This window comes from Actinomadura sp. NTSP31, from assembly GCF_041951385.1.
Lineage (GTDB): Bacteria > Actinomycetota > Actinomycetes > Streptosporangiales > Streptosporangiaceae > Spirillospora > Spirillospora napierensis.
The window spans coordinates 70728-95365 of the sequence record NZ_JBGNUT010000015.1 but is presented as its reverse complement, the minus strand read 5'-3'; the positions used below and the strand labels follow the sequence as shown (position 1 = coordinate 95365).

General features: G+C 73.7%; 21 protein-coding genes. 13 read left to right on the top strand and 8 right to left on the bottom strand.

Going from position 1 to position 24638, the window contains the following annotated elements; all coding sequences use genetic code 11:
• Positions 1 to 111: 111 nt before the first annotated feature.
• The 3 genes from ACA514_RS25195 to ACA514_RS25185 all read left to right on the top strand — a co-directional run bounded on the left by ACA514_RS25195 (position 112) and on the right by ACA514_RS25185 (position 3860).
• Positions 112 to 1731, top strand: a complete 1620-nt coding sequence (locus ACA514_RS25195) for a PucR family transcriptional regulator (protein WP_375043680.1) — start codon at positions 112 to 114, stop codon at positions 1729 to 1731.
• Between the two features lie 81 nt (positions 1732 to 1812).
• The gene (locus ACA514_RS25190; protein ID WP_375043679.1) at positions 1813 to 2592 is read left to right on the top strand and encodes an alpha/beta fold hydrolase; all 780 of its coding nucleotides are present in this window, start codon (positions 1813 to 1815) and stop codon (positions 2590 to 2592) included.
• A gap of 149 nt (positions 2593 to 2741) precedes the next feature.
• On the top strand, positions 2742 to 3860 hold the full coding sequence (locus tag ACA514_RS25185) for a glutamate--cysteine ligase (RefSeq protein WP_375043678.1): 1119 nt from the start codon (positions 2742 to 2744) through the stop codon (positions 3858 to 3860).
• Positions 3861 to 3873: 13 nt separating this feature from the next.
• Here ACA514_RS25185 and ACA514_RS25180 read toward each other — a convergent pair whose 3' ends face one another.
• Positions 3874 to 4707, bottom strand: a complete 834-nt coding sequence (locus ACA514_RS25180) for a TrmB family transcriptional regulator (protein WP_375043677.1) — start codon at positions 4705 to 4707, stop codon at positions 3874 to 3876.
• Positions 4708 to 4858: 151 nt separating this feature from the next.
• Between ACA514_RS25180 and ACA514_RS25175 the strand changes: the two genes are divergently transcribed.
• Positions 4859 to 5740 carry a lysophospholipid acyltransferase family protein gene (locus ACA514_RS25175; protein ID WP_375043676.1) on the top strand — a complete coding sequence of 294 codons (882 nt, stop codon included), beginning with the start codon at positions 4859 to 4861 and terminating at the stop codon, positions 5738 to 5740.
• 169 nt (positions 5741 to 5909) lie between these two features.
• Here the strand turns inward: ACA514_RS25175 and ACA514_RS25170 are convergent, their stop codons facing one another.
• Entirely contained in the window at positions 5910 to 6440 is a 531-nt protein-coding gene (locus ACA514_RS25170) for a helix-turn-helix transcriptional regulator (RefSeq protein ID WP_375043675.1), read from the bottom strand.
• A 199-nt stretch (positions 6441 to 6639) separates the two neighbouring features.
• On the opposite strand from ACA514_RS25170, the gene ACA514_RS25165 reads away from it, so the two are divergent.
• The 8 genes from ACA514_RS25165 (at position 6640) to ACA514_RS25130 (ending at position 17662) form a co-directional block, all read left to right on the top strand.
• Positions 6640 to 7902, top strand: a complete 1263-nt coding sequence (locus ACA514_RS25165) for a hypothetical protein (protein WP_375043674.1) — start codon at positions 6640 to 6642, stop codon at positions 7900 to 7902.
• A 62-nt stretch (positions 7903 to 7964) separates the two neighbouring features.
• Positions 7965 to 10343, top strand: coding sequence for a tetratricopeptide repeat protein (locus ACA514_RS25160; RefSeq protein WP_375043673.1), 2379 nt, complete (start codon positions 7965 to 7967; stop codon positions 10341 to 10343).
• The gene (locus tag ACA514_RS25155; protein WP_375043672.1) at positions 10340 to 11710 is read left to right on the top strand and encodes a protein phosphatase 2C domain-containing protein; all 1371 of its coding nucleotides are present in this window, start codon (positions 10340 to 10342) and stop codon (positions 11708 to 11710) included. Before ACA514_RS25160 ends, ACA514_RS25155 begins: the two co-directional genes overlap by 4 nt.
• Positions 11707 to 13062 carry a VWA domain-containing protein gene (locus ACA514_RS25150; protein WP_375043671.1) on the top strand — a complete coding sequence of 452 codons (1356 nt, stop codon included), beginning with the start codon at positions 11707 to 11709 and terminating at the stop codon, positions 13060 to 13062. The genes ACA514_RS25155 and ACA514_RS25150 overlap by 4 nt, the downstream gene beginning before the upstream one ends.
• Positions 13063 to 13064: 2 nt before the next feature.
• Positions 13065 to 13856 carry an FHA domain-containing protein gene (locus ACA514_RS25145; RefSeq protein ID WP_375043670.1) on the top strand — a complete coding sequence of 264 codons (792 nt, stop codon included), beginning with the start codon at positions 13065 to 13067 and terminating at the stop codon, positions 13854 to 13856.
• Positions 13853 to 15394: a hypothetical protein gene (locus tag ACA514_RS25140; protein ID WP_375043669.1), complete on the top strand. Its 1542-nt coding sequence runs from the start codon at positions 13853 to 13855 to the stop codon at positions 15392 to 15394. Before ACA514_RS25145 ends, ACA514_RS25140 begins: the two co-directional genes overlap by 4 nt.
• A 20-nt stretch (positions 15395 to 15414) precedes the next feature.
• Positions 15415 to 16287, top strand: a complete 873-nt coding sequence (locus ACA514_RS25135) for a glutamate ABC transporter substrate-binding protein (protein ID WP_375043668.1) — start codon at positions 15415 to 15417, stop codon at positions 16285 to 16287.
• Between the two features lie 166 nt (positions 16288 to 16453).
• Complete coding sequence (locus ACA514_RS25130; RefSeq protein WP_375043667.1) at positions 16454 to 17662, top strand: hypothetical protein; 1209 nt, start codon at positions 16454 to 16456, stop codon at positions 17660 to 17662.
• Here ACA514_RS25130 and ACA514_RS25125 read toward each other — a convergent pair.
• The gene (locus ACA514_RS25125) at positions 17623 to 18294 is read right to left on the bottom strand and encodes a hypothetical protein (protein WP_375043666.1); all 672 of its coding nucleotides are present in this window, start codon (positions 18292 to 18294) and stop codon (positions 17623 to 17625) included. The genes ACA514_RS25130 and ACA514_RS25125 overlap by 40 nt on opposite strands.
• Positions 18295 to 18455: 161 nt before the next feature.
• Between ACA514_RS25125 and ACA514_RS25120 the strand changes: the two genes are divergently transcribed.
• Positions 18456 to 18959: a PH domain-containing protein gene (locus ACA514_RS25120; protein ID WP_375043813.1), complete on the top strand. Its 504-nt coding sequence runs from the start codon at positions 18456 to 18458 to the stop codon at positions 18957 to 18959.
• Positions 18960 to 19005: 46 nt separating this feature from the next.
• Here the strand turns inward: ACA514_RS25120 and ACA514_RS25115 are convergent, their stop codons facing one another.
• The 5 genes from ACA514_RS25115 to ACA514_RS25095 are packed head-to-tail and all read right to left on the bottom strand — an operon-like array spanning position 19006 to position 24528.
• Positions 19006 to 20424, bottom strand: coding sequence for an FAD-dependent oxidoreductase (locus tag ACA514_RS25115; RefSeq protein ID WP_375043665.1), 1419 nt, complete (start codon positions 20422 to 20424; stop codon positions 19006 to 19008).
• An 18-nt stretch (positions 20425 to 20442) separates the two neighbouring features.
• A complete protein-coding gene (locus ACA514_RS25110) occupies positions 20443 to 21270 on the bottom strand; it encodes an ABC transporter permease (RefSeq protein ID WP_375043664.1) in 828 nt (275 codons plus the stop codon).
• Complete coding sequence (locus tag ACA514_RS25105; protein WP_375043663.1) at positions 21267 to 22136, bottom strand: ABC transporter permease; 870 nt, start codon at positions 22134 to 22136, stop codon at positions 21267 to 21269. Before ACA514_RS25105 ends, ACA514_RS25110 begins: the two co-directional genes overlap by 4 nt.
• Positions 22136 to 23380 (bottom strand): spermidine/putrescine ABC transporter substrate-binding protein, encoded by a 1245-nt coding sequence (locus ACA514_RS25100; RefSeq protein ID WP_375043662.1) that lies wholly within the window; start codon positions 23378 to 23380, stop codon positions 22136 to 22138. The genes ACA514_RS25105 and ACA514_RS25100 overlap by 1 nt, the downstream gene beginning before the upstream one ends.
• Positions 23377 to 24528 (bottom strand): ABC transporter ATP-binding protein, encoded by a 1152-nt coding sequence (locus tag ACA514_RS25095; RefSeq protein WP_375043661.1) that lies wholly within the window; start codon positions 24526 to 24528, stop codon positions 23377 to 23379. The genes ACA514_RS25100 and ACA514_RS25095 overlap by 4 nt, the downstream gene beginning before the upstream one ends.
• Between the last annotated feature and the right edge of the window lie 110 nt (positions 24529 to 24638).

Below are 24638 nucleotides of genomic sequence, written 5' to 3'. Positions count from 1 at the left end.
CGCCGGTTGACGGAGTGGAACACCGCCCGGCCGGGCGCCTCCCCGCCCGGCTACACCCTGTAAAGATCGGTGCCATCGCCGTTGACAGGCTGTCGGATATCATCGCGGGCGATGCTGCCCACACTCGACGACGTCCTCCAGCTCGACGCGGTCCGCCGCGGCCAGCCGCGCGTCGTCGCGGGCGCCGACCGCACCGGCAACCTCGTCCGCTGGGTGCACGTCGCCGAGGTCACCGACATCGCGCACCTGCTGCACGGCGGCGAGCTGGTGCTCACCACCGGCATCGCGCTGCCCGACGAGCCGGACCGGCTGCGCGCCTACATCGCCGACCTCGCCGACGTCGGCGTCAGCGGCCTGATGATCGAGCTCGGCCGGCGGTACGCCAGCCGGCTGCCGCCCGCCCTGCTCGCCGCCGCCGAGGACCTCGGCCTCCCGGTGATCGTGCTGGCGCACGAGCCGGCGTTCGTCGACATCACCGAATCCGTGCACGCCCGGATCGTCCAGGAGCAGTTCGCCGAGCTGCGCGCCTCCGAGCAGCTGCACGAGATCTTCACCCAGCTGTCGGTCGAGGGCGCCTCCACCGACGAGGTCGTCCGGCAGGTCGCCGCGATCGGCGGGCACCCGGTCGTGCTGGAGAACCTGTCGCACCGGGTGCTGGCCGCCGACGCCGACGGCCTCGACCCCGCCGAGCTGCTGTCGGCCTGGGAGACCCGCTCGCGGGCCGTCCGGCCCGGCACCCGCACCGGCTACGACGCCGCGTCCGGCTGGCTCGTCACCGCGGTCGGCGCGCGCGGCGAGGACTGGGGACGGCTGATCATCGTGCTCGGCTCGCCGCCGTCGCCGCGCGAGACCGTGCTGATCGAGCGGGCCGCCACCACCCTCGCGCTCGGCCGGCTGCTGGACCGGCACGCCGAGAGCGTCGAGCGGCAGGCGCACGGGACGATCATCGCCCGGATCCTCGCGCACGCCTACTCCGACCCGCAGGAGGCCGCCGCCCGCGCCCGCGCCCTGGGCGTCCCGCTGTCCGGCCGGCGGCTGCTCGGCGCCGTGCTGCGGCACCGCGGCCCGACGTCGTCCGCGCCGCCCGTCGGCGAGCTGTCCGCGCTGGCCGAGACGGCCGCCGCCGCCTGCAAGGACGCCCGCCTCGCCGCCCTCGTCGGCGTGCTGGACGAGGGCGGCCCGCAGGCCCGCGTCGGCGTCCTCGCCTCGCTGCCGGCGCGCGCCGACGCCGAGACCGTCCTCACCGAGGTCGCCAACCGGATCCGCAAGCAGTCCGGCGGCGACACCGTGATGGCCGCCGGATCCGTGGTGGAGACGATCCGGGACGTCCGCCGCTCGTTCCTGGAGGCCGAGCAGGTCGCCGACGTCGCCGCCCGCGGCTCCGGCGGACGGCTGTTCTACCGGCTGCCCGACCTGCGGCTGCGCGGCCTGCTGCACCTGCTGCGCGACGACGCCCGCGTCCAGACGTTCGTCGAGCGCGAACTCGGCCCGCTGCTGGAGTACGACGCGCAGCGCGGCAGCGACCTCACCCGCATCCTGGAGCTGTACCTGGAGTCCGGGCGCAACAAGGCCGTCGCCGCCCAGCAGGCCCACCTGTCGCGCCCCGCCTTCTACGAGCGCCTCCGCCGCATCGAGCGCGTCCTGGACGCCGACCTCGACGACGTCGAGTCCTGCGTCTCCTTCCACGTCGCGCTGCTCGCCCTCAGCTCCGTCCGCTGGGAACGTCCCTGACCAGCGCGGAGGCCGCAGATCGGCGGGAGGCGATCGGCGAACGGTAGGCCGGAGCGTGGGGCGCCGTTTACGCTTTTCGGCATGACGGACGCGGCGTTGCATGTTCATCGGTTCGGGGATCCATCGGGGGCGCCGCTGGTCGCGCTGCACGGCATCACGGGGCACGGGGCCCGGTGGCGGCGGACGGCCGAGCGTCATCTGGCGGACCGCTACACCCTGGCGCCCGACCTGCGCGGGCACGGGCGCTCGCCGCACGAGCCGCCGTGGGGGGTGGAGCAGCACGTCGAGGACGTCCTCGCGGTCATGGACACCGAGGGCCTCGACCAGGCCGACCTGGTGGGGCACTCCTACGGCGGCATGATCGCGGTGCATCTGGCGCGGCTGGCCCCGCACCGGGTGCGGCGGCTCGTCCTGCTGGACCCGGCGATCGGGCTGGACCCGGCGGAGGCGGCGAAGAACGCGCGCGGGTACATGGCGGAGGTGTCGTTCGCGGACGCCGTCGAGGCGCGGGCGTCGCTGGTGGCCCGCTGGTCCGGGGCGTCCGACGAGGCCGTGAACGACGAGGTCGGCGAGCACCTGCAGCACGGCCCGGGCGGGCGGACGCGCTGGCGGTACGAGCCGGCCGCGATCGTGACGGCGTACTCGGAGATGGCGCGCCCCCACGTGCCCCCGCCCGCCGACCTGCCGACCCACCTGGTGATCGCGACGCTCGCCGACCTCGTGCGGCCGGAGTTCGTGGTGGACTGCCGCGCGGGCCTCGGCCCGGGGCTGACGATCACCGAGATCGACTCCGGCCACATGCTCTACATCGACCGCCTGGACGAGACGGGCGCGCTGCTGCGCACGTGGCTGGCCCCGTAAGGGCGCATTTCCTCCACATCCGGCCGCGTTGATCGCGGCCAGGTCGATCGTGGGCATTATTCGCGCCACCTCCGGCCATCCTGGTGTCACCCGGAGGAGGTACTTCAGGGCGGTGAGGGCACAACTATCTGGTGACACTTCGCAGTTCGGTGGGCATACGCACCTTCGGGGTGGAAGAGGAGCTCCTCCTCGTCGACCCCGCCAGCGGTGCGCCGCAGGCCGTCTCCGGCTCCGTCGTGCAGTACGCCCAGTGCCACGAAGAAGTGCTGTTCAACGGCGGCAGGCGGTCCGAACCGCTGGAATGCGAGCTGCAGCGCGAGCAGCTGGAGATCTGCACACCGGTCTGCCGCACCCTGGACGAGGTGTCCGCGCACGTCAGGTCGGCGCGGCAGGCGGCGGCGCAGGCCGCGGCGGGCGCCGGGGCCGCGGTCGCCGCGCTGGCGACCTCACCGGTGACCGTCCGGCCGTCGCTGTCCCCCTCGCACCGCTACCGGCGGATGTCGGACGCCTACGGCGCCACCACCGACGAGCAGCTCACCTGCGGCTGCCACGTGCACGTCGGCGTCGAGTCGCCGGACGAGGGCGTCGCCGTCCTCGACCGGATCCGGCCCTGGCTGCCGGCGCTGCTGGCCCTCAGCGCCAACTCGCCGTTCTGGCAGGGCAGCGACACCGGCTACGACAGCTGGCGCTACCAGGTCTGGGGGCGCTGGCCGTCCAGCGGCCCGACCGAGCTGTTCGGCTCCGCCGCGGCCTACCGGGCGGCCGTCGAGGCCCTGCTGGCCACCGGCGCGCTGGTCGACGAGGGGATGATCTACTACGACGCCCGGCTGTCCCGGCACTACCCCACCGTCGAGATCCGCGTCCCGGACGTGTGCCTGCGGGCCGACGACGCCGTGCTGATGGCCGCGCTGGTCCGCGCCCTGGTCGACACCGCCGCCGAGGCGTGGCACGCCGGGGAGCCGCCCGACCCGGTCCGCGCCGACCTGATGCGGCTGGCGATGTGGCGGGCCGGGCGGTCCGGGCTCCGCGCGGACCTCGTGCACCCCGCGACCCGCCGCGCCGCGCCCGTCCGCGAAGTCGTCCGCGCGCTCCTGGAGCACCTCGGCCCGGCGCTCGAACGCATGGGCGATCTGGAGGCCGCCACCCGGCTGCTGCACGGCCTCCTCGACCGCGGCAACGGCGCCCAGCTGCAACGCGCCGTCTACGCCCGGACACGCGACGTGACGGCCGTCGTCTCCGACGCCATCGCCCACACCGCCGCCGTCTGAGTGGCGCCGCCGCTCAGCCGCGGCCGCGGCCCAAGAGGCGGAGGAGGCCAGGGTCGGTGGCGAACAGGCGGTCCAGCTCGCCGCCGCCGACGCGCTCCGCGAGGATCTGCAGCGCGATGTCCTGCCGGACGTACTCCGCCGCCATCAGGGCGACCGCCGGGTCCGCCGTGTAGATGCCCCACGCCGCGCCCTCGCCGAAGCCGCCCACCACGGCCTCCCGCCGGTCCCCGACGACCACCAGCAGCCGGTAGCCGAGGTCTTCGAGGACGGCCTCGGGCGCGGAGTAGCGGTGCTGGTAGACGTATCCCGTGCCGTCCCCGCCGAAGGGGTCCGCGTCCTCCCCGAACGAGACGACCGACACCTCGACGTCCCGCTCGGCGGCGTCCACGACCACCTCCCGCAGCCGCCGCGTCTCCTCCGGCCACACGGACATGAACAGGTCGCGCCGGGCCCCCGCCACCACGTCCTCGGCCCGGTCCAGCATGGCCTCGGCGTCCTTCAGGCCGTGGATGAGATGCCCCTCGGGCGCGGCGGCGACCGCGGGCAGCGCCGACCGCAGCACCGCGACCGACCCGTCGAACTCCCGCCGCATCCGGTCCAGCAGCGCCTCCGGCGGCAGCGGCAGGTACTCGGTCGCGTCCGACGACCCCCGCAGCTCGTACGCCGCGCCCCGCGCCACCAGCTTGCCGAGCGTCTCGTACACCGTGCTGCGCGGCACCCCGGACCGCTTCGCCACCTCGTACCCGTTGACCGGCCTGCCCGCCCCGACGAGGGCCACGTACGCCTTGGCCTCGTATCCGGACATGCCGAGCCGCTGCAGATGCTCAAGGACGTCCCGCGCGCTCACCGCCGCAATGCTAGTTCTTCGACCGCCCCGAACACGGCGCACGATGCCACAATCCGCCCATGGACCACCACTTGCACGACGCAGCGCTGCTGTAAGCGTTCACTGACCCTTCTGTCAGGGCCGCTGGTCGGCCTCCCATACGATCGGCGCCATGGCCTCCCCTCTCGACTGGACTCCCCCGTCCGCCGCGCTGATCCGCGCCGCGAACCTGGCGCTGGAACCGTGGCGCGCGTACACCTCGCCGGTCTTCCACGGCCTGGAGAACGTGCCCCGGACCGGGCCCGCGCTGCTGGTCGGCAACCACACGGTGTACGGGGTCGTCGACGCGCCGCTGATCTTCTTCGAGATCCACCGGCGGCGCGGGGTGTGGGTGCGGTCGCTGGCCGACCACGCGCACTGGCGGATCCCGGGCTGGCGCACGGCGATGGACATGGGCGGCTCGGTGGACGGGACCCGCGACAACTGCCGCGCCCTGCTGCGGGACGGGCAGATCGTCGTGGTGTTCCCCGGCGGGGCCCGGGAGGCCACCCGCCACCGCGCCGACCGGTACCGGCTCCAGTGGGAGGGCCGGCTGGGCTTCGCCCGCCTCGCCGTGGAGGCGGGCTGCCCGATCGTCCCGTTCGGCTCGGTCGGCGTGGAGGAGATGTTCACCCCCGTGCTGGACGCGGGCAGCCCGCTGCTGGCGCCGGTCCGGCCGCTGGCCCGCGCCGTGCTCGGCGAGCGCGGGATGCGCGACGACGTGCTGATGCCGGTGTCGCGCGGCATCGGGCCGACGCCGATCCCGCGCCCGCAGCGGCTCTACTTCGGTTTCGGAGAGCCGATCGACACGTCCCTGTGGGCCGGCCGCGCCGACGACGACCGGGCGGTCACCGAGGTGCGCGACCTGACGCGCAAGGCCGTCGAGGAGATCGTCCGCGGCCTGCGCGCCGAGCAGCGCGACGACCCGTCCCGCACTCCCGCGGGCCGCCTGTCCCGCAGGGCGGGCCGTCTCATCGGCCACGCCGTCCGCACCCCCCGCCGCCTACTGCGCTAACCGGCAGCCGCCGCCCGCGAGCCCGACCCCCGGCCCCGCACGCGACCGCGACGTTGCGATCGCGTGCGAAGCCAGGTTCGAGCTTGCGAGAACCTGATCGCGCAGCGAGCCCCCAGGGCGAGTCGGAGCGATGCAGCGATCGCCGCAGGGCCCGCCGAAGGAAGGCGCCCTAGCGCCTGACGCCAAGGGCCCTGGACTGAAAGGGCAGGTAGCGGTCGGCGCGGCGGGGGCGGGCGGGGAGGCCGGTGGACTCGACGGCGAGGATGCGGTCGAAGCGGAAGGCGCGGACGCCCCGCCGCATCCGGCACCAGCCGACGAGGTACCAGTGGTCGCGGTGGACGAGGCAGGTGACGGGCTCGACCTCGCGGATCGTCACGTTCGCGCCGGCGTCGCCGTAGCAGAGCCGGACGACGCGGTGCTCGGTGATGGCCGCGGCGATGACGCGGGCGCGGTCGGCGGTGGAGGCGTCCAGGGGCGCGGTGAGGGTGGCCACGGTCGCGGCGACCACGTCGTGGTGGTCGACGGGCGCGGCGGGGTCGAGGAGGGCGCGCAGGGCGCGGCGGGCGGTGGTGGCCTGCGGGCCGGCGCCGAGGTGCGCCAGCGAGAGCGCGAGGGCCGCGATCTCGGCGGCGGTGAGCACGGTGCCGGCGGCCGCGTCGTGCGCGGGGGTGGTCCGAAGGTGCGTCGCAACGTTCGCCATGGTTCGATCATACGTTCGAACACTGACATTTTGCAGTGCCCCGGCACGCCCGGAAAGCGTCACTTGACGCACGGCGGGCGGCGGGACGCGGCCTGATCGCCCGCGTGCTTGAGATGCCCACCGCGCATGGGGAACACTGTGCCCCGATACGTGCTCTATTCGGGGGAATCGGGGGCGAACACATGATCGCGGACGGGCGGTGAGCGACGCACGGGCGGCCCGGCCCCCGTTGGACCGGGACGAGGCCGACCGGACGCTGGCGCTTCTGCGCGACGAGAAGGAGCGCATCAGTACGGCCCTGCTCGACCTGGAGGGGCATCCGGGGTACCGGTTGCTGGACGGCGCCGCCCTGGACGGCGCGACGCGCCGCGTGCAAACCGAGGTGCGGTCGCGGACGGCGGAGATCTGGGCGCTGTTCGACCTTTACGGTCGGACGCTCGGCGAGGCGGAGCAGCTGCGCGCCCGGCATTCGCGGCCGGGCCAGGCGCAGCTCGCCGAGCTGACCCGGCTGCTGACCGGCCCGTCGGTCGAGCTGCCCGCCGAGGAGGTCCCGCTCGAACGCCGGACGCTGCTGGCCGCCCACGGCGGCGAGAGGCTGACCCTGCGGGCGGTCGTGGCGCGGATGACGCCGCTGTACGAGGACGTCGTGAAGACCGTCGCCGCGCTCGACGCCGTCTGGTCGGCGCTGCTGTCGCGGCTCGCCGAGGTCGAGGCCGAGCAGCGCGCCGCCACCGATCTGCTGGCCTCGCTGGGCGGGACGGACCCCGACCTGGACCGGCTGACCACGGAGCTGCGGACGGTGGCGGCGCTCGTGCGCGGCGATCCGCTCGCGCTCGCGGACGCCGGGCGCCCCGACACGAGCCGCCTGGACGCGCTGCGGACCGCGCTGGCGGACGTGCGGCGCGGCCTGGAGGAGGCGCACCGGCTGCGCGACGGCTTCGCCGACCGGATCGCGGGAATCCAGGCGGCCCTGAACGCGCTGCGCGCCGCGGAGGACGAGGCGCGCCGGGTCCGCGGCGAGGTCCTGGCCAAGATCGCCTCCCCGGTGCTGCCGGACCTGCCCGACATGTCCGCCACGCTGGCCGACCGGCTCGCGGCCGTCGGCCGCGCGCCGCACGGCGCGGGCGTGCGGGCGGCGGCGGGGCACGGCGGGTGGAACGAGCTGGCCGGCCGGGTCGCGGACCTGGAACGCGCGATGAACGGCGCCCTGGAGCAGGCCCGGCGGGACGTCGAGGTGATCCGGGGCCTGCTGGACCGGCGCGAGGAACTGCGCGGACGGCTGGAGGCGTACCGGGCGAAGGCCGGGCGGCTCGGCGGCGCCGAGGACGCCGGGCTCGCCGCGCTCTACGAGCGGGCCCGCGAGCTGCTCTGGACCTCGCCGTGCGACCTGCGGAAGGCGACCGTGACGCTTTCGGAGTACCAGCAGGCCATTACCTCGCGGGTGAAGGGAGCGGAACGTTGAGCCAGTGCACTGTGGCGGGGTGCGGCGGAACCGTCGAGGACGGTTACTGCGTCATATGCGGCATGCCGCCCGCATCGCCGAGCCCGTCCGCCACGCCCGGTTCGCCGGCGTCCGGTTCCGCCGCGTCCTCCTCCGCGTCCGGCGCCTGCGCGCAGCCGGGATGCGCGGGCACGATCGTGGACGGCTACTGCGACGAATGCGGCTCCGCCCCGGACGTCCAGGCTCCGCAGGCGTCGCCCGCCGCGTCCGCGCCGCCCGACGACAAGTGCCGCCAGCCGGGCTGCTCCGGGACGGTCGTCGACGGCTACTGCGACGAGTGCGGCTCCGCCCCGGACCAGGCGTCGGCCTCGTCCGGCACCACGGGAACGAGCGGGACGGCAAGGACGGGCAGCACGCGCACCGGCTCGTCGCGGTCGTCCGGACGGCGCGGGATGCTGGGCGCCGGCCTCGTGGAGGTACCGCGCATCGCCTACCGGGACCCGTCGTCGGCGGTGATGAGCGACCCGCAGGTCGCGGAGGGCAAGCGGTTCTGCTCCAACTGCGGTGAGCCGGTGGGCCGCGGCCGCGCCGACCGGCCGGGCCGCACCGAGGGGTTCTGCCCGAAGTGCGGTACCGGGTTCTCCTTCACCCCCAAGCTCAGCCCCGGCGACCTGGTCGCGAACCAGTACCGGGTGCTCGGCTGCATCGCGCACGGCGGCCTCGGCTGGATCTACCTGGCGCAGGACGAGCGGGTCAGCAACCGGTGGGTGGTGCTCAAGGGCCTGCTCGACACCGGCGACGCCGACGCCAGGATCGCGGCGGAGGCCGAGCGCGCCTACCTCGCCGCGGTCGACCACCCCAACATCGTCAAGATCTACAACTTCGTCGAGCACGAGGGCGACGACTACATCGTCATGCAGTACGTCGGCGGGCAGTCGCTCAAGGACATCCTGCTGGAGCAGCCGCAGCCCACCGGCGAGAAGCACCTGCCGCTGCCGCAGGCCATCGCCTACGGCCTGGAGGTCCTGCGCGCGTTCGACTACCTGCACGCCAACGGCCTGATCTACTGCGACTTCAAGCCGGACAACGTCATCCAGTCCGAGGAGGAGCTGAAGCTCATCGACCTCGGCGGGGTGCGGCGGCTGGACGACCCGGACGGCGCCATCTACGGCACGATCGGTTACCAGGCGCCCGAGATCGCCGACCTGGGCCCGTCGGTCAGCTCCGACCTCTACACGGTCGGGCGCGCGCTGGCCGTGCTGAGCTTCCCGTTCAAGGGCTACACCCGCGCCTATGTCGACGGCCTTCCGCCGCGCGACGAGGTGCCGCTGCTCCAGGAGTTCGAGTCCTACGACCGGTTCCTGCGGCGGGCGGCCCACAAGGATCCGGCCGAGCGGTTCCAGGACGCCGCGGAGATGGCCGAGCAGCTGACCGGCGTGCTGCGCGAGGTGGTGGCGGCGCAGGAGGGCGCGCCGCGTCCGGCGCCGTCCGCCCTGTTCGGCCCGGAGCGGTTCGATCCGTGGATGGCGGGCGACCTGTCCGCCGAGTCCGCGCTGCCGCCCGTCCCGCCGCGGATCGCGGCGTCGGCGCTGCCGGTGCCGCTGGTGGACGGCTCGGACCCGGCCGCCGCGTTCCTGGCGGGGCTGACCGCGCTGGACGACGAGCAGCTCGGCCCGGTGCTGGAGAACGCGCCGGAGCGCACGCCCGAGGTGCTGCTGGCGCTCGCCCGCGTGAAGATCGAGACGGGCGCGCCGGACGAGGCGGCGGCGCTGCTGGACGAGGTCGCCCTGAGCCGTCCCGGTGACTGGCGGGTCGACTGGTACCGCGCGGTGTCGCTGCTCGCCGCGGAGCGGACGGCGGAGGCCGAGCCGCGCTTCGACCGGCTGTACGGGCTGCTGCCCGGCGAGGCGGCGCCGAAGCTCGCGCTGGCCTACTGCCGCGAGCACTCCGCGCCGGACGACGCCGTCCGGCTGTTCGAGCTGGTGTGGCGGACCGACCACGGCTACCTCACCGCGGCCTTCGGGCTGGCCCGGGTGCATCTGGCCGCGGGCGGCCGGGCGCAGGCCGTCGCGGCGCTGGACGCGGTGCCGAAGATCTCCATCCGGTACGTGCCCGCGCAGGTCGCGGCGGTGGCGACGGCGGTGCGCGGCCGCGCGCCGGCGGAGCTGACGGCGGCCGAGCTGGTCGCGGCGGGCGAGCGGCTGACCGGCCTGGACCTGGACGACGCGCGGCGCGACAGGCTCGCCGCCGAGATCCTGGAGGCCGCCCTCGGCTGGCTGCCCGCCGGTACCGGCAACGGCGCGCGGGGCGGCGCGCTGATGGGCGAGCCGCTGGAGGAGACCACGCTGCGGCGCCGGCTGGAACGCACCTACCGGGAGCTGGCGCGCCGCTCCCGGGACCGGGACGAGTCCCGGCTGCTCATCGACTCCGCCAACGCCGTACGCCCGAGGACGCTCCTGTGACCGACGACCCCACCGCCGGCGCCGGCCTCGGCCCCGGCTTCGACGACGCCGCGGCCAAGCCGGCCGAGCCGACCTGCCCCGCGTGCAAGGAGATCGTCTACCCGGGCTACGTGTTCTGCGAGAACTGCGGGCACAAGCTCGGCGACCCGCCGCCCGACGGCCCCGGCGAGAGCGGCGTGCCGCCCCGGGAGGGCGCGACGATACGGCAGAGCTCCGCCTCCCTCGCGCGGCGCCGCACGGGCGCCGGCGACGCGCGCCCCTGCCCGGAATGCGGCGGCGCGGCGATTGACGCGGACGGCTACTGCGAGCGGTGCGGCCTGCGGCAGCCCGCGGAGCGCGACCATGTGGAGGTCGGTCTTCCGGCGGCGGCTGGCGGGGACGGGTCCGGGGCGGACGGCTCGGGCGCGCTCGCGGCCGCCGGGGCCAGCGACCGCGGCAAGCGCTACAGCCGCAACGAGGACGCGCTGGCCCTCGCCGCGCACGCCGCCGGCATCGTGGCGGTCGTGTCGGACGGGGTCGGCTCGTCGCAGCGTCCGGACGAGGCGTCCCGCGCGGCGGCCGACACCGGCGCGGCCGAGCTGGCGGCGCTGCTGGACGCCGGCGCGGACCCCGAGGACGCGACCCGCACGGCCGCGCTGAAGGCGGCCGGGGCGGTGGCGGCGCTCGCCGCGTCCCCGTCGGAGGCGCCGTCGTGCACCTACGTGTCGGCGGTGACGCGCGGCGGGACGCTGACGGTCGGGTGGGTCGGCGACAGCCGCGCCTACTGGCTGTCCGCCGAGGAGGGCCCGACGGCCGACGCCGGCGAGGAGGACACGCAGCCGGAGGAGACCGGCCCGGACGGCGCCGACCCCGGCGACACCGAGCCGAGCACCGGCGACATGGCCGAGCTGGGCGCGTCCCGGCAGCTCACCGAGGACGACTCCTGGGCCGCGATCATGGTGGCGCAGGGCGCGCTGACCGAGGCGGAGGCGGAGGCGCACCCGAACGCGCACGTCATCACCGCCTGGCTGGGCGCGGACGCGGGCGAGGTCCGGCCGCACGTCGCGACGTTCCGCCCGGCGGGTCCCGGCACGCTGCTGGTGTGCAGCGACGGCCTGTGGAACTACTTCCCCGCCGCCGCCGACCTGGCGGCCCTGCTCGGCGGCCCGGGCGGCTCCACGCCCGATCCGGCGGACGGCTCTCCGGACGGCTCCGCGGACGGCGGGCGGCCCGACCCGGCCGCCGACCCGCTGGGCGCCGCGCGGGCGCTCGTCCGGCACGCCCTGGACGCCGGCGGGCGCGACAACATCACCGTCGCGGTGATCCCCTTCCCCGCTCCCAAAGTCCCCCCGCGCACGCACCCCGAGAGCACGGAGCAGCACCGATGAGCGAGCAGCCGCAATTCACCGTCAAGGTCGACCAGAACAAGTACCTGCCCGCGGGCGGCCGCGAGGTGCACGCCGTCGTGTCCGTCGAGGCGACCGGCCCGGCGCTGCCGGCGCCGTCCGCGGTGGACGCCGCCGTGGTGATCATCATCGACACGTCCGGCTCGATGTCCTATCCGGACAGCAAGCTGCGCGCGGCGGTCGCCGCCGCGCAGACCGCGGTCGACACCCTGCGCGACGGCGTCGACTTCGCGATCATCTCCGGTTCCAACGCGGCGTCGATGGTCTTCCCGCAGCAGCCGGGCCTGGTCAAGGCAACGGAGGGGAACCGGCAGCGGGCCAGGCAGGAGCTGAAGCGGCTGAAGGCGTCCGGCGGCACCGCGATCGGTTCGTGGCTGCGGCTCGCCGACGAGATCTTCGACGCCCGCCAGGGCGCCGTCCGGCAGGCGATCCTGCTGACCGACGGCAAGAACCAGCACGAGACGCCCGAGCAGCTGAACGCCGCGCTGGCGCGCTGCGCGGGCCGGTTCGTCTGCGACTGCCGCGGCATCGGCACCGACTGGGAGGTCGCCGAGCTGCGCCGGATCGCCTCCGCGCTGCTCGGCAGCGTCGAGTTCATCCGCGACACCAACGACCTCGCGGCCGACTTCCGGGCGATGACGGAGGCGGCGATGGGCAAGGCCGTCGCGGACGTGGCGCTACGCGTGTGGACGCCGAAGACCGCGTCGCTGAAGTTCGTCAAGCAGGTCATGCCGTCCGTCGACGACCTGAGCGACAAGCGCGTGGAGTCCGCGCCGCAGGCGGGCGACTACCCGCTCGGCGCCTGGGGCGCGGAGAGCCGCGACTACCACGTCTGCGTGGAGGTGCCGCCCGGCGAGGTCGGCAAGGAGGTGCGCGCCGCGTGGGTGAAGCTGGTCGTGCCGGGGGCGCCCGGTGAGGAGGCGCGGGTCCTGGCGACCGGCAACGTGCTCGCGCAGTGGACCGACGACGAGGCGCTCTCCACCAAGATCAACCCGCGGGTCGCCGACTACACCGGCCAGGCGGAGCTGGCGCAGGCCATCCAGGAGGGCCTCGAGGCCCGCGCCAAGGGCGACACCGACACCGCGACGGCGCGGCTCGGCCGCGCGGTGGTGCTGGCCGACCAGGCCGGCAACGAGGAGATCACCTCGCTGCTGCGCCGGGTCGTGGACGTCGTCGACGTGGCCACCGGCACGGTCCGGCTGCGGCGGGACGTGGACAAGGCGGACGAGATGACGCTCGACACCCGGTCCACCAAGACCGTCCGGACCCGCGGGGCCGGGACCCCGACGACCCGCAAGGACGAGACCGTCACGACGCGGCGGGGCGAGGGCTGAGCATGGCGATCTGCCCCAACGGACACACCTCCCAGGCCGCGGACTACTGCGACGAGTGCGGCGAGCTCATCGGCGGAACCCCGCCCAGCGGCGGTGCGCCCGCCGCGTCGCCCGCCGCGCCGTCGCCCGGAGCGGGCGGCGAACGGACGTGCCCGGACTGCGGCGAACGCGGCACCGACCGGTTCTGCGAAATCTGCGGATACGACTTCGCGATCGGCGGCGGCAGGCCGACCCCGCCCTCCTCGCCGGTCCCCGCGCCACCGGTACCGGCACCACCGGTACCCGCACCGCCCGTCCCGGCACCGCCCGTGCCCGCGCCACCGGTACCGGCCCCGCCCGTGCCGGCACCGCCCGTCCCGGCGCCTCCCGTCCCGGGCGCGGTGGGCTGGACGGCCGTGGTGGTGGCCGACCACGACTACTACAACGCGGTCATCGCCGAAGAGGGGCCGGACTCGGCGTCGCTGGCCTTCCCGCCGTACGCGCCGGAGCGGCGGATCCCGCTCCAGGGCCGGCAGATCCGCATCGGCCGGCGGAGCTCGGCGCAGGCGTCCCCGCCCGAGATCGACCTGCGCGAGCCGCCGGAGGACCCGGGCGTCTCGCACGTGCACGCGGTGCTGCTGGCCAAGCCCAACGGCACCTGGACGCTCGTCGACCCCGGCTCCACGAACCGGACGTGCCTGAACGGCTCCACCGATCCGATCCCGCTGAACGTGGAGGTCCCGGTGTCCGCGGGCGACCGCATCCACGTCGGCGCCTGGACCACCATCACGCTCACCAGAGACGAGGCGATATGACGGCCGTCCAGCAGGCGCCGGCGGGTCCGCCGGGCCCACCGTCCGGGCGTCCCGCCGGGGCCGCCGCGCCCGCCGGCGGCGCGGCCTCCCCGCCCGAGGGGCCGTCCGGACGGCGGCCGCGGCGCGCGGACGGCGCGGAGCCGGCGGGGATCGCGCGGGCCCTGCCCCGCACCGTCGCCAGCCGGATCCGGGCGCTGACCGCGGCGGTCGCCGTGGTGCTCGTAGTCGTGCTCGCGGTCGCGTGGGCTGCGGTCGGCGACGCCCGCGACGGCGTGCGGGTCATCGGGCACGACGCCGGCCCGCAGGTCGTCGCGACCGGCGACATGTACTTCCAGTTGTCGGACATGGACGCCCAACTCGCCAACGCGCTGCTCGCGGGCGGCGCGGCAGGCGGCGGGCGCGACCAGGCGCTGGCCCGCTACGACCAGGACCGGCAGAAGGCCGGCGACGCCCTCCTGAAGGCCGCGAAGCTGGCCGACGAGACCACCGAGGACAACACGGCCCGCGAACTGCTGGACGGGCTCGGCCGCTACGAGCGGCTCGCCTCGCAGGCGCTGCTGCTCGACCGGCAGTCCGGCCGCGCGTCGGGACGGCCGCCGCAGCCGGTGCTGGAGGTGTACCGGCAGGCGACCGACATGATGAAGCTCGACCTGCTGCCCAAGGCGTACAACCTCACGCTCGACAACGGCACCCTCGTCCGGCACACCTACGAGGACAAGCGGTCCGACGTCCGGACGGGCGCGCTGTGGGTCATCGCCGCCGGGGTCGTGCTGCTGGCCGTCCTGCTCGCGCTCCAGGTGTACCTGGCGCGGCGCTTCCGGCGGCTGCTGAACCCGGCGCTGGCGGTCGCCACGCTCGGCGCGCTCGTCCTCGTCGCCGGCTGCGCCGCGATGCTCTCCGGGCAGGCCGACGACCTGCGCAGGGCGAAGGAGCAGGGCTTCGACCCGATCCTGTCGCTGTCGAGGGCGCGCGCGATCGGCAACAGCGCGAACGCCGACGAGACGCGCTTCCTGCTCGACCCGGACCGCGCCGACACCTACGAGCAGGTCTACCTGAAGAAGTCGCAGACCATCCTGTACCTGAAGGCCGGGAACCTCGAGGAGTACAACGCGGCCGTGCAGAAGGGGCTGTCCGCCGGGAACGGACGCGCGCCCTTCCTCGGCTTCCTCGGCGCGGAGGCCAACCGGGTCGAGGACCTCGCCAGGCCCGTGAACACCGACGCCGCACTCGGGCGCGTGCTGGCCGACTACCAGAAGGTCCAGCTCAACGACGACCGGATGCGGAAGCTCGCCGACGGCGGGCAGCGCGAGCAGGCCATCGCGGCACGCGGCGCGGCCACCGCCGACTTCGCCCGGTACGACAAGGACATGCAGGCCCTGATCGGCATCCACCACACCGCCTTCGGCGAGGCGATCAAGGACGGCGAGCACGGCACGCGCGGCTGGTACGCGGTGCTGCCCGTCGCGGGCGTCGTCATCGTCGTGCTCGCGCTCCTCGGGGTGCGTCCGCGGCTGGCCGAGTACCGGTGGCAGAGATGAGAGCGCGCGGAATGAGGACCATGGGCATCCGGCGGAACCTGCGCGCCCGGCGCGCGGCGGCGGCGCTGCTGGCCGCCGGGACGGCGCTGTCGGCGGCCGCGTGCGGGATCGCCGACGCGGGCGAGTCGTCCGTCGCGGACAAGGACGAGCTGACGATCGGCGTCAACACCGACCAGCCGGGCGTGGGGTCGCGGGCCGGCGGCACCTACGCGGGCTTCGACGTCGACATCGCCACGGAGGTCGCCAGGCGGCTCGGCGTCACCGGCTCGCACGTCCGCTTCGCGCCGGTGACCTCCAAAACCCGCGAGGCCCTGATCAAGGACGGCAAGGTCGACCTCGTCGTCGCCAGCTACTCCATCACGCCCGAGCGGAAGCTGGACGTCGCGTTCGCCGGCCCGTACTACGTCGCACACCAGGACGTGCTCGTGCGGGCGTCCGACGCGTCCGCCGTGAAGAACGTCCACGGCCTCGCCGGGAAACGGCTGTGCCGGGTCGCCGGGTCGGTGTCGTTCCCGCGCGTCCACGACGAGATGGGCGTCGCCGCGCGGCCCGCCGACGTCGGCGGGCAGCAGGGGTACGCCGCCTGCCTCGACGGGCTCACCGCCGACCGGCTCGACGCCGTCTCGACCGACGACCTGATCCTGGCGGGCCTGGCCGCGCAGGCCGCCCGGCAGGGCCACAAGGTGAAGATCGTCAACGCCCCGTTCTCGGACGAGCCGTACGGCATCGGCCTGCGCAAGGACGACGTGGACGGCTGCGAGGCCGTGAACAAGGCGATCACCGGGATGTACCAGGACGGCACCGCGCCCCGGCTCCTGCACAAATGGTTCGACCCGGCGGGCCTGAAGGTCACCACGACCGTGCCCCAATTCGAGGGCTGTGACGAATCGTGACGGCATGAGCACGCAACGGCGTCGATCGCGTGGCGTGAAGGGCGGATGAGACCGGACGGTCACTGAGATCAGTCGGTTACGTAAGTTCCGGTCGGCGCGCGTGATCGTAAGTTATGGTCGCGATCAAAACCCATTCCGGTAGGAACCGCCCCGCCCGAGGAGTGCCATGACGACGGTCGTCCTGGTGGTGCTGTGCGTCGTGGTCGGAGCGCTGGAACTCTACGCGGGCCGCCAGACCCGCAACCAGGCGAACGCGTTCACCCACCGCGTCGACGAGCTGAACGAGCAGGTCACCAAGCAGAACAACGTGCTGGTCACGGTCGGCGAGCAGCTCACCGCCGAGCTGTCGCGGGTCAAGCAGGACGTGCTGCCGGCGCTGGACGGCCGGCTGCGGCACAACAACGAGCAGGTCGAGGAGCTGGCCGGGCGCGTCCACCAGGCCGACGAGCACCTGCGCGTCCAGGCCGGCCGGCTGCACGACCTGGAGCAGCAGCGGATCACGCTCACCGCGCTGCGCCGCAAGCTCACCGAGATCGAGACGTCGGTGCGCTCGGTCACCGGCACCGGCGCGGCCGCCGTGGCGGGGCAGGTCGATGGCGCGCTGGACCGGCTCGCCGAACTGGAGCGCGGCGGCGAGGAGATCCTCGAACTGCAGCGCACCCTCACCCGCACGCTGGAGGACGTCGAGGACGTCGTCACCGAGCTGCTCCAGTACACCGAGGGCGAGCTGGACGACACCGTCACCGCCGCGCTGACCGGACGGCCGCGCGCGCACCCCGGCGGGGCGTCCGTCACCGCGACCGGGCGGCTGTGGACGCGCGACGACCAGCTCGAGGACATCCTCACCGAGATGTACGAGCGGTGCGTGCGGGCCAGCCGGCTGAACGTCCGGTTCCGCACCGCCGAGGGCACCGACGGCACGGCGCCCGGCTCCGCCGAGCGGCGCCGCTACTTCCTCGGCGGGCAGGCCGCCGAGGACCTCGCCGGCGCGTTCAGCGCCCTGCTCATCTCGGCCGGCAGCGCGGCGCCGCGCAACGGCCTCACCGCGAACGGCGGCGACCGGCGCGGCGGCCTGGCCCGCGTCGAGCCCGGCCTGCCGCCCGGCGTGGAGCCCCCGCGCGCCCCGGAGGACGAGGAGGCCCTCAAGGCGCTGCTGCGCACCCTCTCGGAGTGTTCGGGCGCCGTGGCGCAGATCGGGCCGCTGATGGCCGTCCGCACCCGCGACGAGCTGCTGTGCGCGGTGCTGACCGCCGCCCAGTCACTGGAGCTGGAGAGCGACGAGGTGTTCTGGGACCCGTCCTCCGCCACGGAACGGCTGCGGCGGCTGCCGTCCCATCAGCTGTGGGACCTGACCGCCTGGTCCTCCACCCCGTAGACCGCGCCCTCGCCCGGGGCGGCGTCGACGCCGTAGACCCGCACGGTCCGCTCCGGCGGACCGCCGATCCGCACGTACAGCGGGCAGTGCACGGCACGCGTCACCGGCTCGACCTCCGCGCACAGCCCGACGCCGGCGGCCCGGTCGAGGAACACCACGTTCTCCACCGCCCGCGCCCCGCGCACCGCGTACGGCACCGAGTCGGCGTCGCCGGTGTCGAACAGCTCCTCGAAGGTCAGCCGCCGCGCGAACCGCATCAGCACCGCCGCGTCCACGACCCGGCTGCCGATCGCCTCGGCCGGACCCGCCATCACGATGCCGAAGCTCGGGTTCTCCCGCCCCCGCACGTAGATCTCCCGGTCGGGCTCCAGCCCCCTGCGCCGGTCGGGGATCTGCAGCCCGAAACCGGCGTCGCCGTCCAGGAACGCGGGCGGGCCGAACCCGGTCGCGCCGCCGGGGACCCGCAGCACCGTGGCGGGCGCCCGCCACGCCGGCAGGTACACGCCGAGCCCGCGCAGCAGCAGCCGCCAGATCGGGCGCCCCATGACGTCGGGAGGCAGCCCTCCCTGCGGTCGGGGGACGCCCGCGCGGCCCTCCTGCGGCTGCTCCCCGGGGTCGCGCACGCCGTCCATGACCAACATCATCAGCCGCCCGCCCGACCCGCACAAGGCCAATCCCCCGTTCCCCGCACCCCCGGCCCCCTCACCCCGCGGTCCCTGCATCGCGGGCCCCCGGTGGGCTACGGTTGGAGACACCGGATCATGACGAGGACGCCGCCGTGAATCTGCAGGACATGATGGTCTACCGCGACTCCAAGTCGCGGACCGTCGACAGGTACCTGATGTCCTACGAGGGACGGGTTATCGCGGTGCGCAGGCATCCGGCGGTGCTCCTGCTGCCCGCCGTCATCGTCGTCGCCACCCTCATCGCCTGCGGGGCGGTCTCCGCCGTCACCGGGATCGTCTGGGTCTGGTTGGTGTGGCTGCCGACGCTCGGCTACCTGGTCTGGAAGGTCGCGGCCTGGTCCATCCAGTTCTTCCTGGTCACCGAGCACCGGGTGATGCTGATCAGCGGCGTGCTGAACCGCACCGTGGCGATGATGCCGCTGGCGAAGGTCACCGACATCGCGCTGGAGCGGTCCGTCGCCGGCCGGATGCTCGGCTACGGCGAGTTCATCCTGGAGTCCGCCGGGCAGAAGCAGGCGCTGCGCAACGTCGGCTACATGCCCTACCCGGAACAGCTTTACCTCGAGGTCTCGTCCGTCATCTTCGGCGCCACCGATGAGGCCCCCGACTGAGCCCGGCCCCTCCGCGGCGCCCCGTCGGAGACGGGGCCGCCCTTCCTCAGGAGTCGAAGCCGACGCCGAGGCGGTCGAGGGTGCGGAGCCAGAGGCCGCGGCGGCCGTCGTTGCGGTCGGCGCGGGCCATCTCCCGCCGGGTGAGTTCGATGACGCCGTACCTGAACGGCTCGGGCGGGAACGGCACGGGCTTGGAGCGCACCATCGCCAGCCGGGTGCGTTCGGTCTCCTCGCCGGGCGCCAGGCCGATGCAGAGCAGGTCGAGCATGACGTCAGCGCCGAAGCGGGTCGCACCGACCCCGAGGCCGGTGTAGCCCGCCGCGTAGGCGAGCCTGCGGTCATAGGCCGTCCCGTAGAACGCGCAGAAGCGGCTGCACGTGTCGATGACGCCGCCCCAGGCGTGGGTGAAGCGGATGCCTTCGAGCTGGGGAAAGGTGGCGAAGAAGTGCCGCGCCAGGGCGGCGAACGTGGCGGGGCGGTTCTCCAGGTCCGGACGCAGGCCGTTCCCGTAGTGGTAGACGGCGTCGTATCCGCCCCACAGGATCCGGTCGTCCGCCGTCAGCCGGTAGTAGTGGAACTGGTTCGCGCCGTCCCCGAGGCCCTGCCGGTGCTTCCAGCCGACGGCCTCCCGCTGCGCCGGGGTGAGCGACTCGGTGACCAGCGCGTAGTCGTACACCGGGACGAGGAAGCCGCGCATGCGCCGTAGCAGGGGCGGGAACGCGCCGGTCGCGAGTGCGACGCGCCGGGCCGTCACCGACCCGTGCGCGACGCTCAGCCGCAGCCTCCGGGCGTCCGAGCGCAGTCCGGTCACCCGCGTGTTCTCGTGGATCCGGACGCCGAGGGACCGGCACGCGGCGGCCAGCCCGAAGGCGAGCTTGGCGGGATGCACCATGGCGACGGCGTCGCGGTCCCAGAGACCGGCGAGGTAGGTGGGCGAGGCGACCTCCTTGCGGACGGCCTCCGGGCCGAGCAGGATCGGCTGCCAGCCGAGCTCGTACGCCTTCTCCGCCTCCCGCTCCAGCGCCGGGACCTGCCATTCCCGCGTCGCGACGGTCATCTCCCCGGTCGGCTCCCATTCGGCGTCGATGCCGTAGCGGGTGAGGGTCGCGCCGATGGCGCGCAGGTTGTCCCAGCCGAGCCGTTCGAGCGTGTGCATCTCGTCCGGCCAGCGGTCGGCGCCGTTCTCCAGGCCGTGGGTGAGGCTCGCCGCGCAGAAGCCGCCGTTGCGCCCGGACGCGGCCGACCCCACCCGCCCGGCCTCCAGCACGACGACGTTCAGGGACGGGTCGCGCTCCTTGGCGAGCAGGGCCGTCCACAGGCCGCCGTAGCCGCCGCCGACCACGGCGAGGTCGCACGTGTGCTCCCCCGCCGGCGCCTCCCCCGGCTCGGGCCGGGCGGCGCCGGCGGCGGCGTCGAGCCAGTACGGCGCGGGCTGCGCCTCCGCGAGCGACTCCAGCACGTTCACGGGACCATCCCGGCGGGCTCAGCGGGACGCGCGGATGCTGCGCCGCACCGACACCACCGCGATCACCACGCCGACCCCGAAGATGATCGTCCCCATCACGTTGACCTGCGGCGGCGTCCCCGTCCGGGTGGAGCCGTAGATCCACAGCGGGAACGTGATGGTGGAGCCGCTGGTGAAGTTGGTGATGACGAAGTCGTCGATGGACAGCACGAACGCCAGCAGCGCCCCCGCCACCACCCCGGGCATGATCATCGGCAGCGTGATCAGCCGGAACCGGGTCCACGGCCCGGCCCCGAGGTCCTGCGCGGCCTCCTCCACCGCCGGGTCGAGGCCGACCACCCGCGCCCGCACCGTCACGGCCACGAACGCGATGGAGAACATCACGTGCGCGAGCAGGATCGTCAGGTAGCCGCGCGGCAGGTTGAACGTGACGAACATCGACAGCAGCGACGCGCCCATCACGATCTCCGGGCAGGAGATCGCCATGAACAGCACCAGGTTCGTCGCGCCCTTGCCGCGGAACCGGTACCGGCCGAGCGCGATGCCGGCGAACGTCCCGATCACCGTGGTGATGGCGGTGCTGAGCACCGCGATCGTCAGCGAGTTGATCACCGCGGTGGTCAGGTCCTCCTTGTCGAACAGGTGGACGTACCACTTGAGGGTGAAGCCCTGCCACTGGAAGTTCTGCTTGCTGTGGGTGTCGTTGAAGCCGAACAGGATCATGATCGCGATCGGCAGGATCAGCCAAGCGATCAGCAGCAGCGTGTAGAGGTGCAGCCCGGCGATCCGGCGGCGCCGGCGCGGCGGCGCCGGACGCGCCGTCCGGGTGGGTGCGAGTGCCGTCATCGTCCCGCCGCCTCCAGAACGTCCTGTGTGCCGAGCGACCGCGCGTAGACGAAGATGCCGACGAGGAGGATCGCCATCAGCGCGAACGACAGCGCGGACGCCACCGGGTAGGCGCTGTTGTCGAAGTACTCCGTCTGGATCACATTGCCGATCATGGTGTTCTGCGGCCCGCCCAGCACCTCGGCGTTGACGTAGTCCGACGACACCGGCACGAACGTCATGATGACGCCGGCGAACACGCCGGGCAGCGACAGCGGCAGCACGACCCGCGCGAACGCCTGCGTGCGGCTCGCGTACAGGTCGTAGGCCGCCTCCACCACGCGCTCGTCGATCCGCTCCAGCGCCACGTAGATGGGCAGCACCATGAACGGCAGGAAGTTGTAGGTCAGCCCCGACACCACCGCGACGCCGGTGTCCAGGACGTGGAAATCGGACGGCAGGATGCCATGGTCGCGCAGCGGCCCCAGGATCGGCCCGTTGTCGGTCAGCACCAGCTTCCACGACACCGTCCGCAGGATGAACGACACGAAGTACGGCAGCAGCAGAAGGAACAGGTACGTCGACTTGTGCCGCCCGCCGCGGAAGGCGATCCAGTACGCCGCCGGATACGCGAGCGCGATGCACAGGATCGTCGCCAGCAGCCCGTACCAGAGCGACCGCACCACCTTGTCGCCGTAGGTGTTCAGGCTGTCGGTGTAGTTCTGCCAGTGGAACGTCTGCTGGAAGCCGTCGATGAGGTTGCCCGTCTGCAGCGACAGCGACACCATCAGCACGATCGGGATGATGAAGAACGCCAGCATCCACAGCCCGCTCGGCAGGATCATCAGGTACGGCGTCGACGCGCCGCCCCTGGACCGGCGGGCCATCACGACCCCTTGGCGATGGGCTCGAAGATCTTCTGGTACTGCGCCACCTCCGCCTGCGTGAGGCGCCGGTAGTGCCGCAGCCGCTGCATGTCGGCGTCGGACGGGAACACCAGCGGGCTCGTGCTGAGCCGGGTCAGGTCCTTCTTGTCGTCACCGGTGGCCTTCGCCGCGTCCGCCGCGATGACCTGCTTCACCCCCGGGACGGGCGTGATGTAGTTGACGAACTCGGTCAGCGGCGCGTTGTTCTCCGGGACGTACAGCCAGTCCATCAGCGTGATGGCGTCGACCGGGCTGCTCGCGGTCTTGGGGATGCACATGTTGTCGGTCCAGATGGTGCCGCCCTCCTTCGGGATGGCGAACCGCACGTCCGGACTGGTCATGCTGTACACGTCACCCGACCACGCCATCGTCATCCACACGTCGCCCTTGCTGACGGCGTCGACGTAGTCCTGGTTGTAGTACTTGCGGACGATCCCCTTGTCGCGCTGCTCGCGCAGCTTCGCCGCGGCCTTCTGCCAGTCGTCCGGAGTCGACTTCTCCGGGTCGATGCCGAGCAGGAACATCCCGAAGTTCCCCAGCTCCTGCGAGTCGCCCATCATGCCGACCCGCCCCTTGTACTTCGGGTCGAACAGCTGCGCGATGCTGGTGATCTCCTCCTTGACGTACTTGGTGTTGTACGCGATCCCGGTGATGCCCGACTCGTACGGGACCGTGAACGCGTTGCCGGGGTCGTACGACGGGTTCTTGAACGTCGCCCCGGCGTTGGCCTGGAAGTTCTTCAGCCGCGACTGGTCCAGCGGCGCCAGGTAGCCGAGTTGCCGCGCCTGCTCCAGCTGGATCCCGTTCGTCATGACCATCAGGTCGAAGCCGATCGACTGGCCCGCCGCCAGCGGCGCCTGGATCTTGCCGAACCAGGGGCCCATCTCCTGGATGACCTCCTTGTAGTCCACCTTGATGCCGGTGGCCTTCTCGAAGGCCTTGATGGTCGCGTGGTCGTCCTCCATGTAGCCCGGCCAGTTCGCCCAGTTGAGCTTGCCGGTCCTGGCCTTGCCCGACCAGTACTTCTGCACGTCGTTCTGGGTGACCTTGCCCTTGCCGCCCTGCCCCTTCACGCCGCAGGCCGACAGGGCCAGGCCGGCGCCCGCCGCGCCCATCAGCCGCAGGACGTCCCGGCGGGACGGGGTGGAACGTGCCAGCCGGGGACGGGTCAGTCCGCGCAGGAACGCGGGGTCGATGTTCGTCACTGGGGGGCTCCTATGGCGTACGAGTGGCGCGGGTCCCACGACAGCCAGACGCCGTCCCCGCGGACGGCGATGTCGTCGGCGCCGGTGGCGTTCTGCATGAACACGACCACGTCCGCCCCGGTGGAGGTGGTGACGTTGTAGTTCGTCGAGGTCCCGAGGTAGACGACCTCGGTGACGGTGCCGCGCACGCCGCACAGGTCGTCCGCCGGCTTGCCGGCCCCGATGCCGATCTTCTCCGGCCGGACCGTCAGCTCCAGCCGCTCCCCCGCCGCGACCGCCGGCCCGTCCCGCACCGGCACCTCGATCCGCCCGTCCGGCCCGTAGGAGATCACCGCGACGCCCCCCGACACCTCGGCGACCTCGCCGCCGAGCAGGTTGGACGTCCCGATGAACCCGGCCACGAACCGCGTCGCCGGATGCTCGTAGATCTCCCGCGGCGAGCCGAGCTGCTCGATCAGCCCGTCGCTCATCACCGCGATCCGGTCCGACATCGTCAGCGCCTCGCCCTGGTCGTGCGTCACGTACACGAACGTGATGCCGACCTCCCGCTGGATCCGCTTCAGCTCGACCTGCATCGCCTGCCGCAGCTTCAGGTCCAGCGCGCCGAGCGGCTCGTCCAGCAGGAGCGCGCGCGGCCGGTTGACCAGCGCGCGGGCCAGCGCCACGCGCTGCTGCTGGCCGCCCGACAGCTCGGCGGGGCGGCGCCGCTCCCGCCCCGTCAGGTCGACGATCTCCAGCATCTCGCCGACCCGCGCCTTGACGTCGGCCTTGGCGACGCCGCGCCGGCGCAGCCCGAACGCGACGTTGTCGAACACGTTCATGTGCGGGAACAGCGCGTACGACTGGAACACCATGTTGACGTCGCGGCGGTTGGCGGGCACGCCGGTGACGCTGCGTCCGTGCAGGTAGATCTCGCCGCCCGTCGGCTCCTCGAAGCCGGCGATCATGCGCATGGTGGTGGTCTTGCCGCATCCGGACGGGCCGAGCAGGGAGAAGAACTCCCCCTGCCCGATCTCCAGGTCCACGCCGCGGACGGCCGGGACGGCCTCGCCGTAGGCGTGGTAGGTCTTCTCGACTCCCGTGAGCTCGATGGCGGGAACTGCGCGACCCGGGTCGTCGCGCGCCGGGGCGGGCTGGGTTTCGGTCATGGGCTGGGTTTCCTTCACGAGCTCGTGGCGCCCGACCAGCGCGGCGGCGCCCCCGCGCCGGCCGGCGCCCGTCCAGAGGACGGACGCCGGCCCGCCCACCGCCGCGGTGG

Coding starts and splice junctions, on each gene's coding strand:
- ACA514_RS25195 (WP_375043680.1), top strand. CDS start 112: ATGCTGCCCACACTCGACGACGTCCTCCAGCTCGACGCGGTCCGCCGC.
- ACA514_RS25190 (WP_375043679.1), top strand. CDS start 1,813: ATGACGGACGCGGCGTTGCATGTTCATCGGTTCGGGGATCCATCGGGG.
- ACA514_RS25175 (WP_375043676.1), top strand. CDS start 4,859: ATGGCCTCCCCTCTCGACTGGACTCCCCCGTCCGCCGCGCTGATCCGC.
- ACA514_RS25170 (WP_375043675.1), bottom strand. CDS start 6,440: ATGGCGAACGTTGCGACGCACCTTCGGACCACCCCCGCGCACGACGCG.
- ACA514_RS25160 (WP_375043673.1), top strand. CDS start 7,965: ATGCCGCCCGCATCGCCGAGCCCGTCCGCCACGCCCGGTTCGCCGGCG.
- ACA514_RS25150 (WP_375043671.1), top strand. CDS start 11,707: ATGAGCGAGCAGCCGCAATTCACCGTCAAGGTCGACCAGAACAAGTAC.
- ACA514_RS25145 (WP_375043670.1), top strand. CDS start 13,065: ATGGCGATCTGCCCCAACGGACACACCTCCCAGGCCGCGGACTACTGC.
- ACA514_RS25140 (WP_375043669.1), top strand. CDS start 13,853: ATGACGGCCGTCCAGCAGGCGCCGGCGGGTCCGCCGGGCCCACCGTCC.
- ACA514_RS25135 (WP_375043668.1), top strand. CDS start 15,415: ATGGGCATCCGGCGGAACCTGCGCGCCCGGCGCGCGGCGGCGGCGCTG.
- ACA514_RS25130 (WP_375043667.1), top strand. CDS start 16,454: ATGACGACGGTCGTCCTGGTGGTGCTGTGCGTCGTGGTCGGAGCGCTG.
- ACA514_RS25125 (WP_375043666.1), bottom strand. CDS start 18,294: ATGGACGGCGTGCGCGACCCCGGGGAGCAGCCGCAGGAGGGCCGCGCG.
- ACA514_RS25120 (WP_375043813.1), top strand. CDS start 18,456: ATGATGGTCTACCGCGACTCCAAGTCGCGGACCGTCGACAGGTACCTG.
- ACA514_RS25110 (WP_375043664.1), bottom strand. CDS start 21,270: ATGACGGCACTCGCACCCACCCGGACGGCGCGTCCGGCGCCGCCGCGC.
- ACA514_RS25105 (WP_375043663.1), bottom strand. CDS start 22,136: ATGGCCCGCCGGTCCAGGGGCGGCGCGTCGACGCCGTACCTGATGATC.
- ACA514_RS25095 (WP_375043661.1), bottom strand. CDS start 24,528: ATGACCGAAACCCAGCCCGCCCCGGCGCGCGACGACCCGGGTCGCGCA.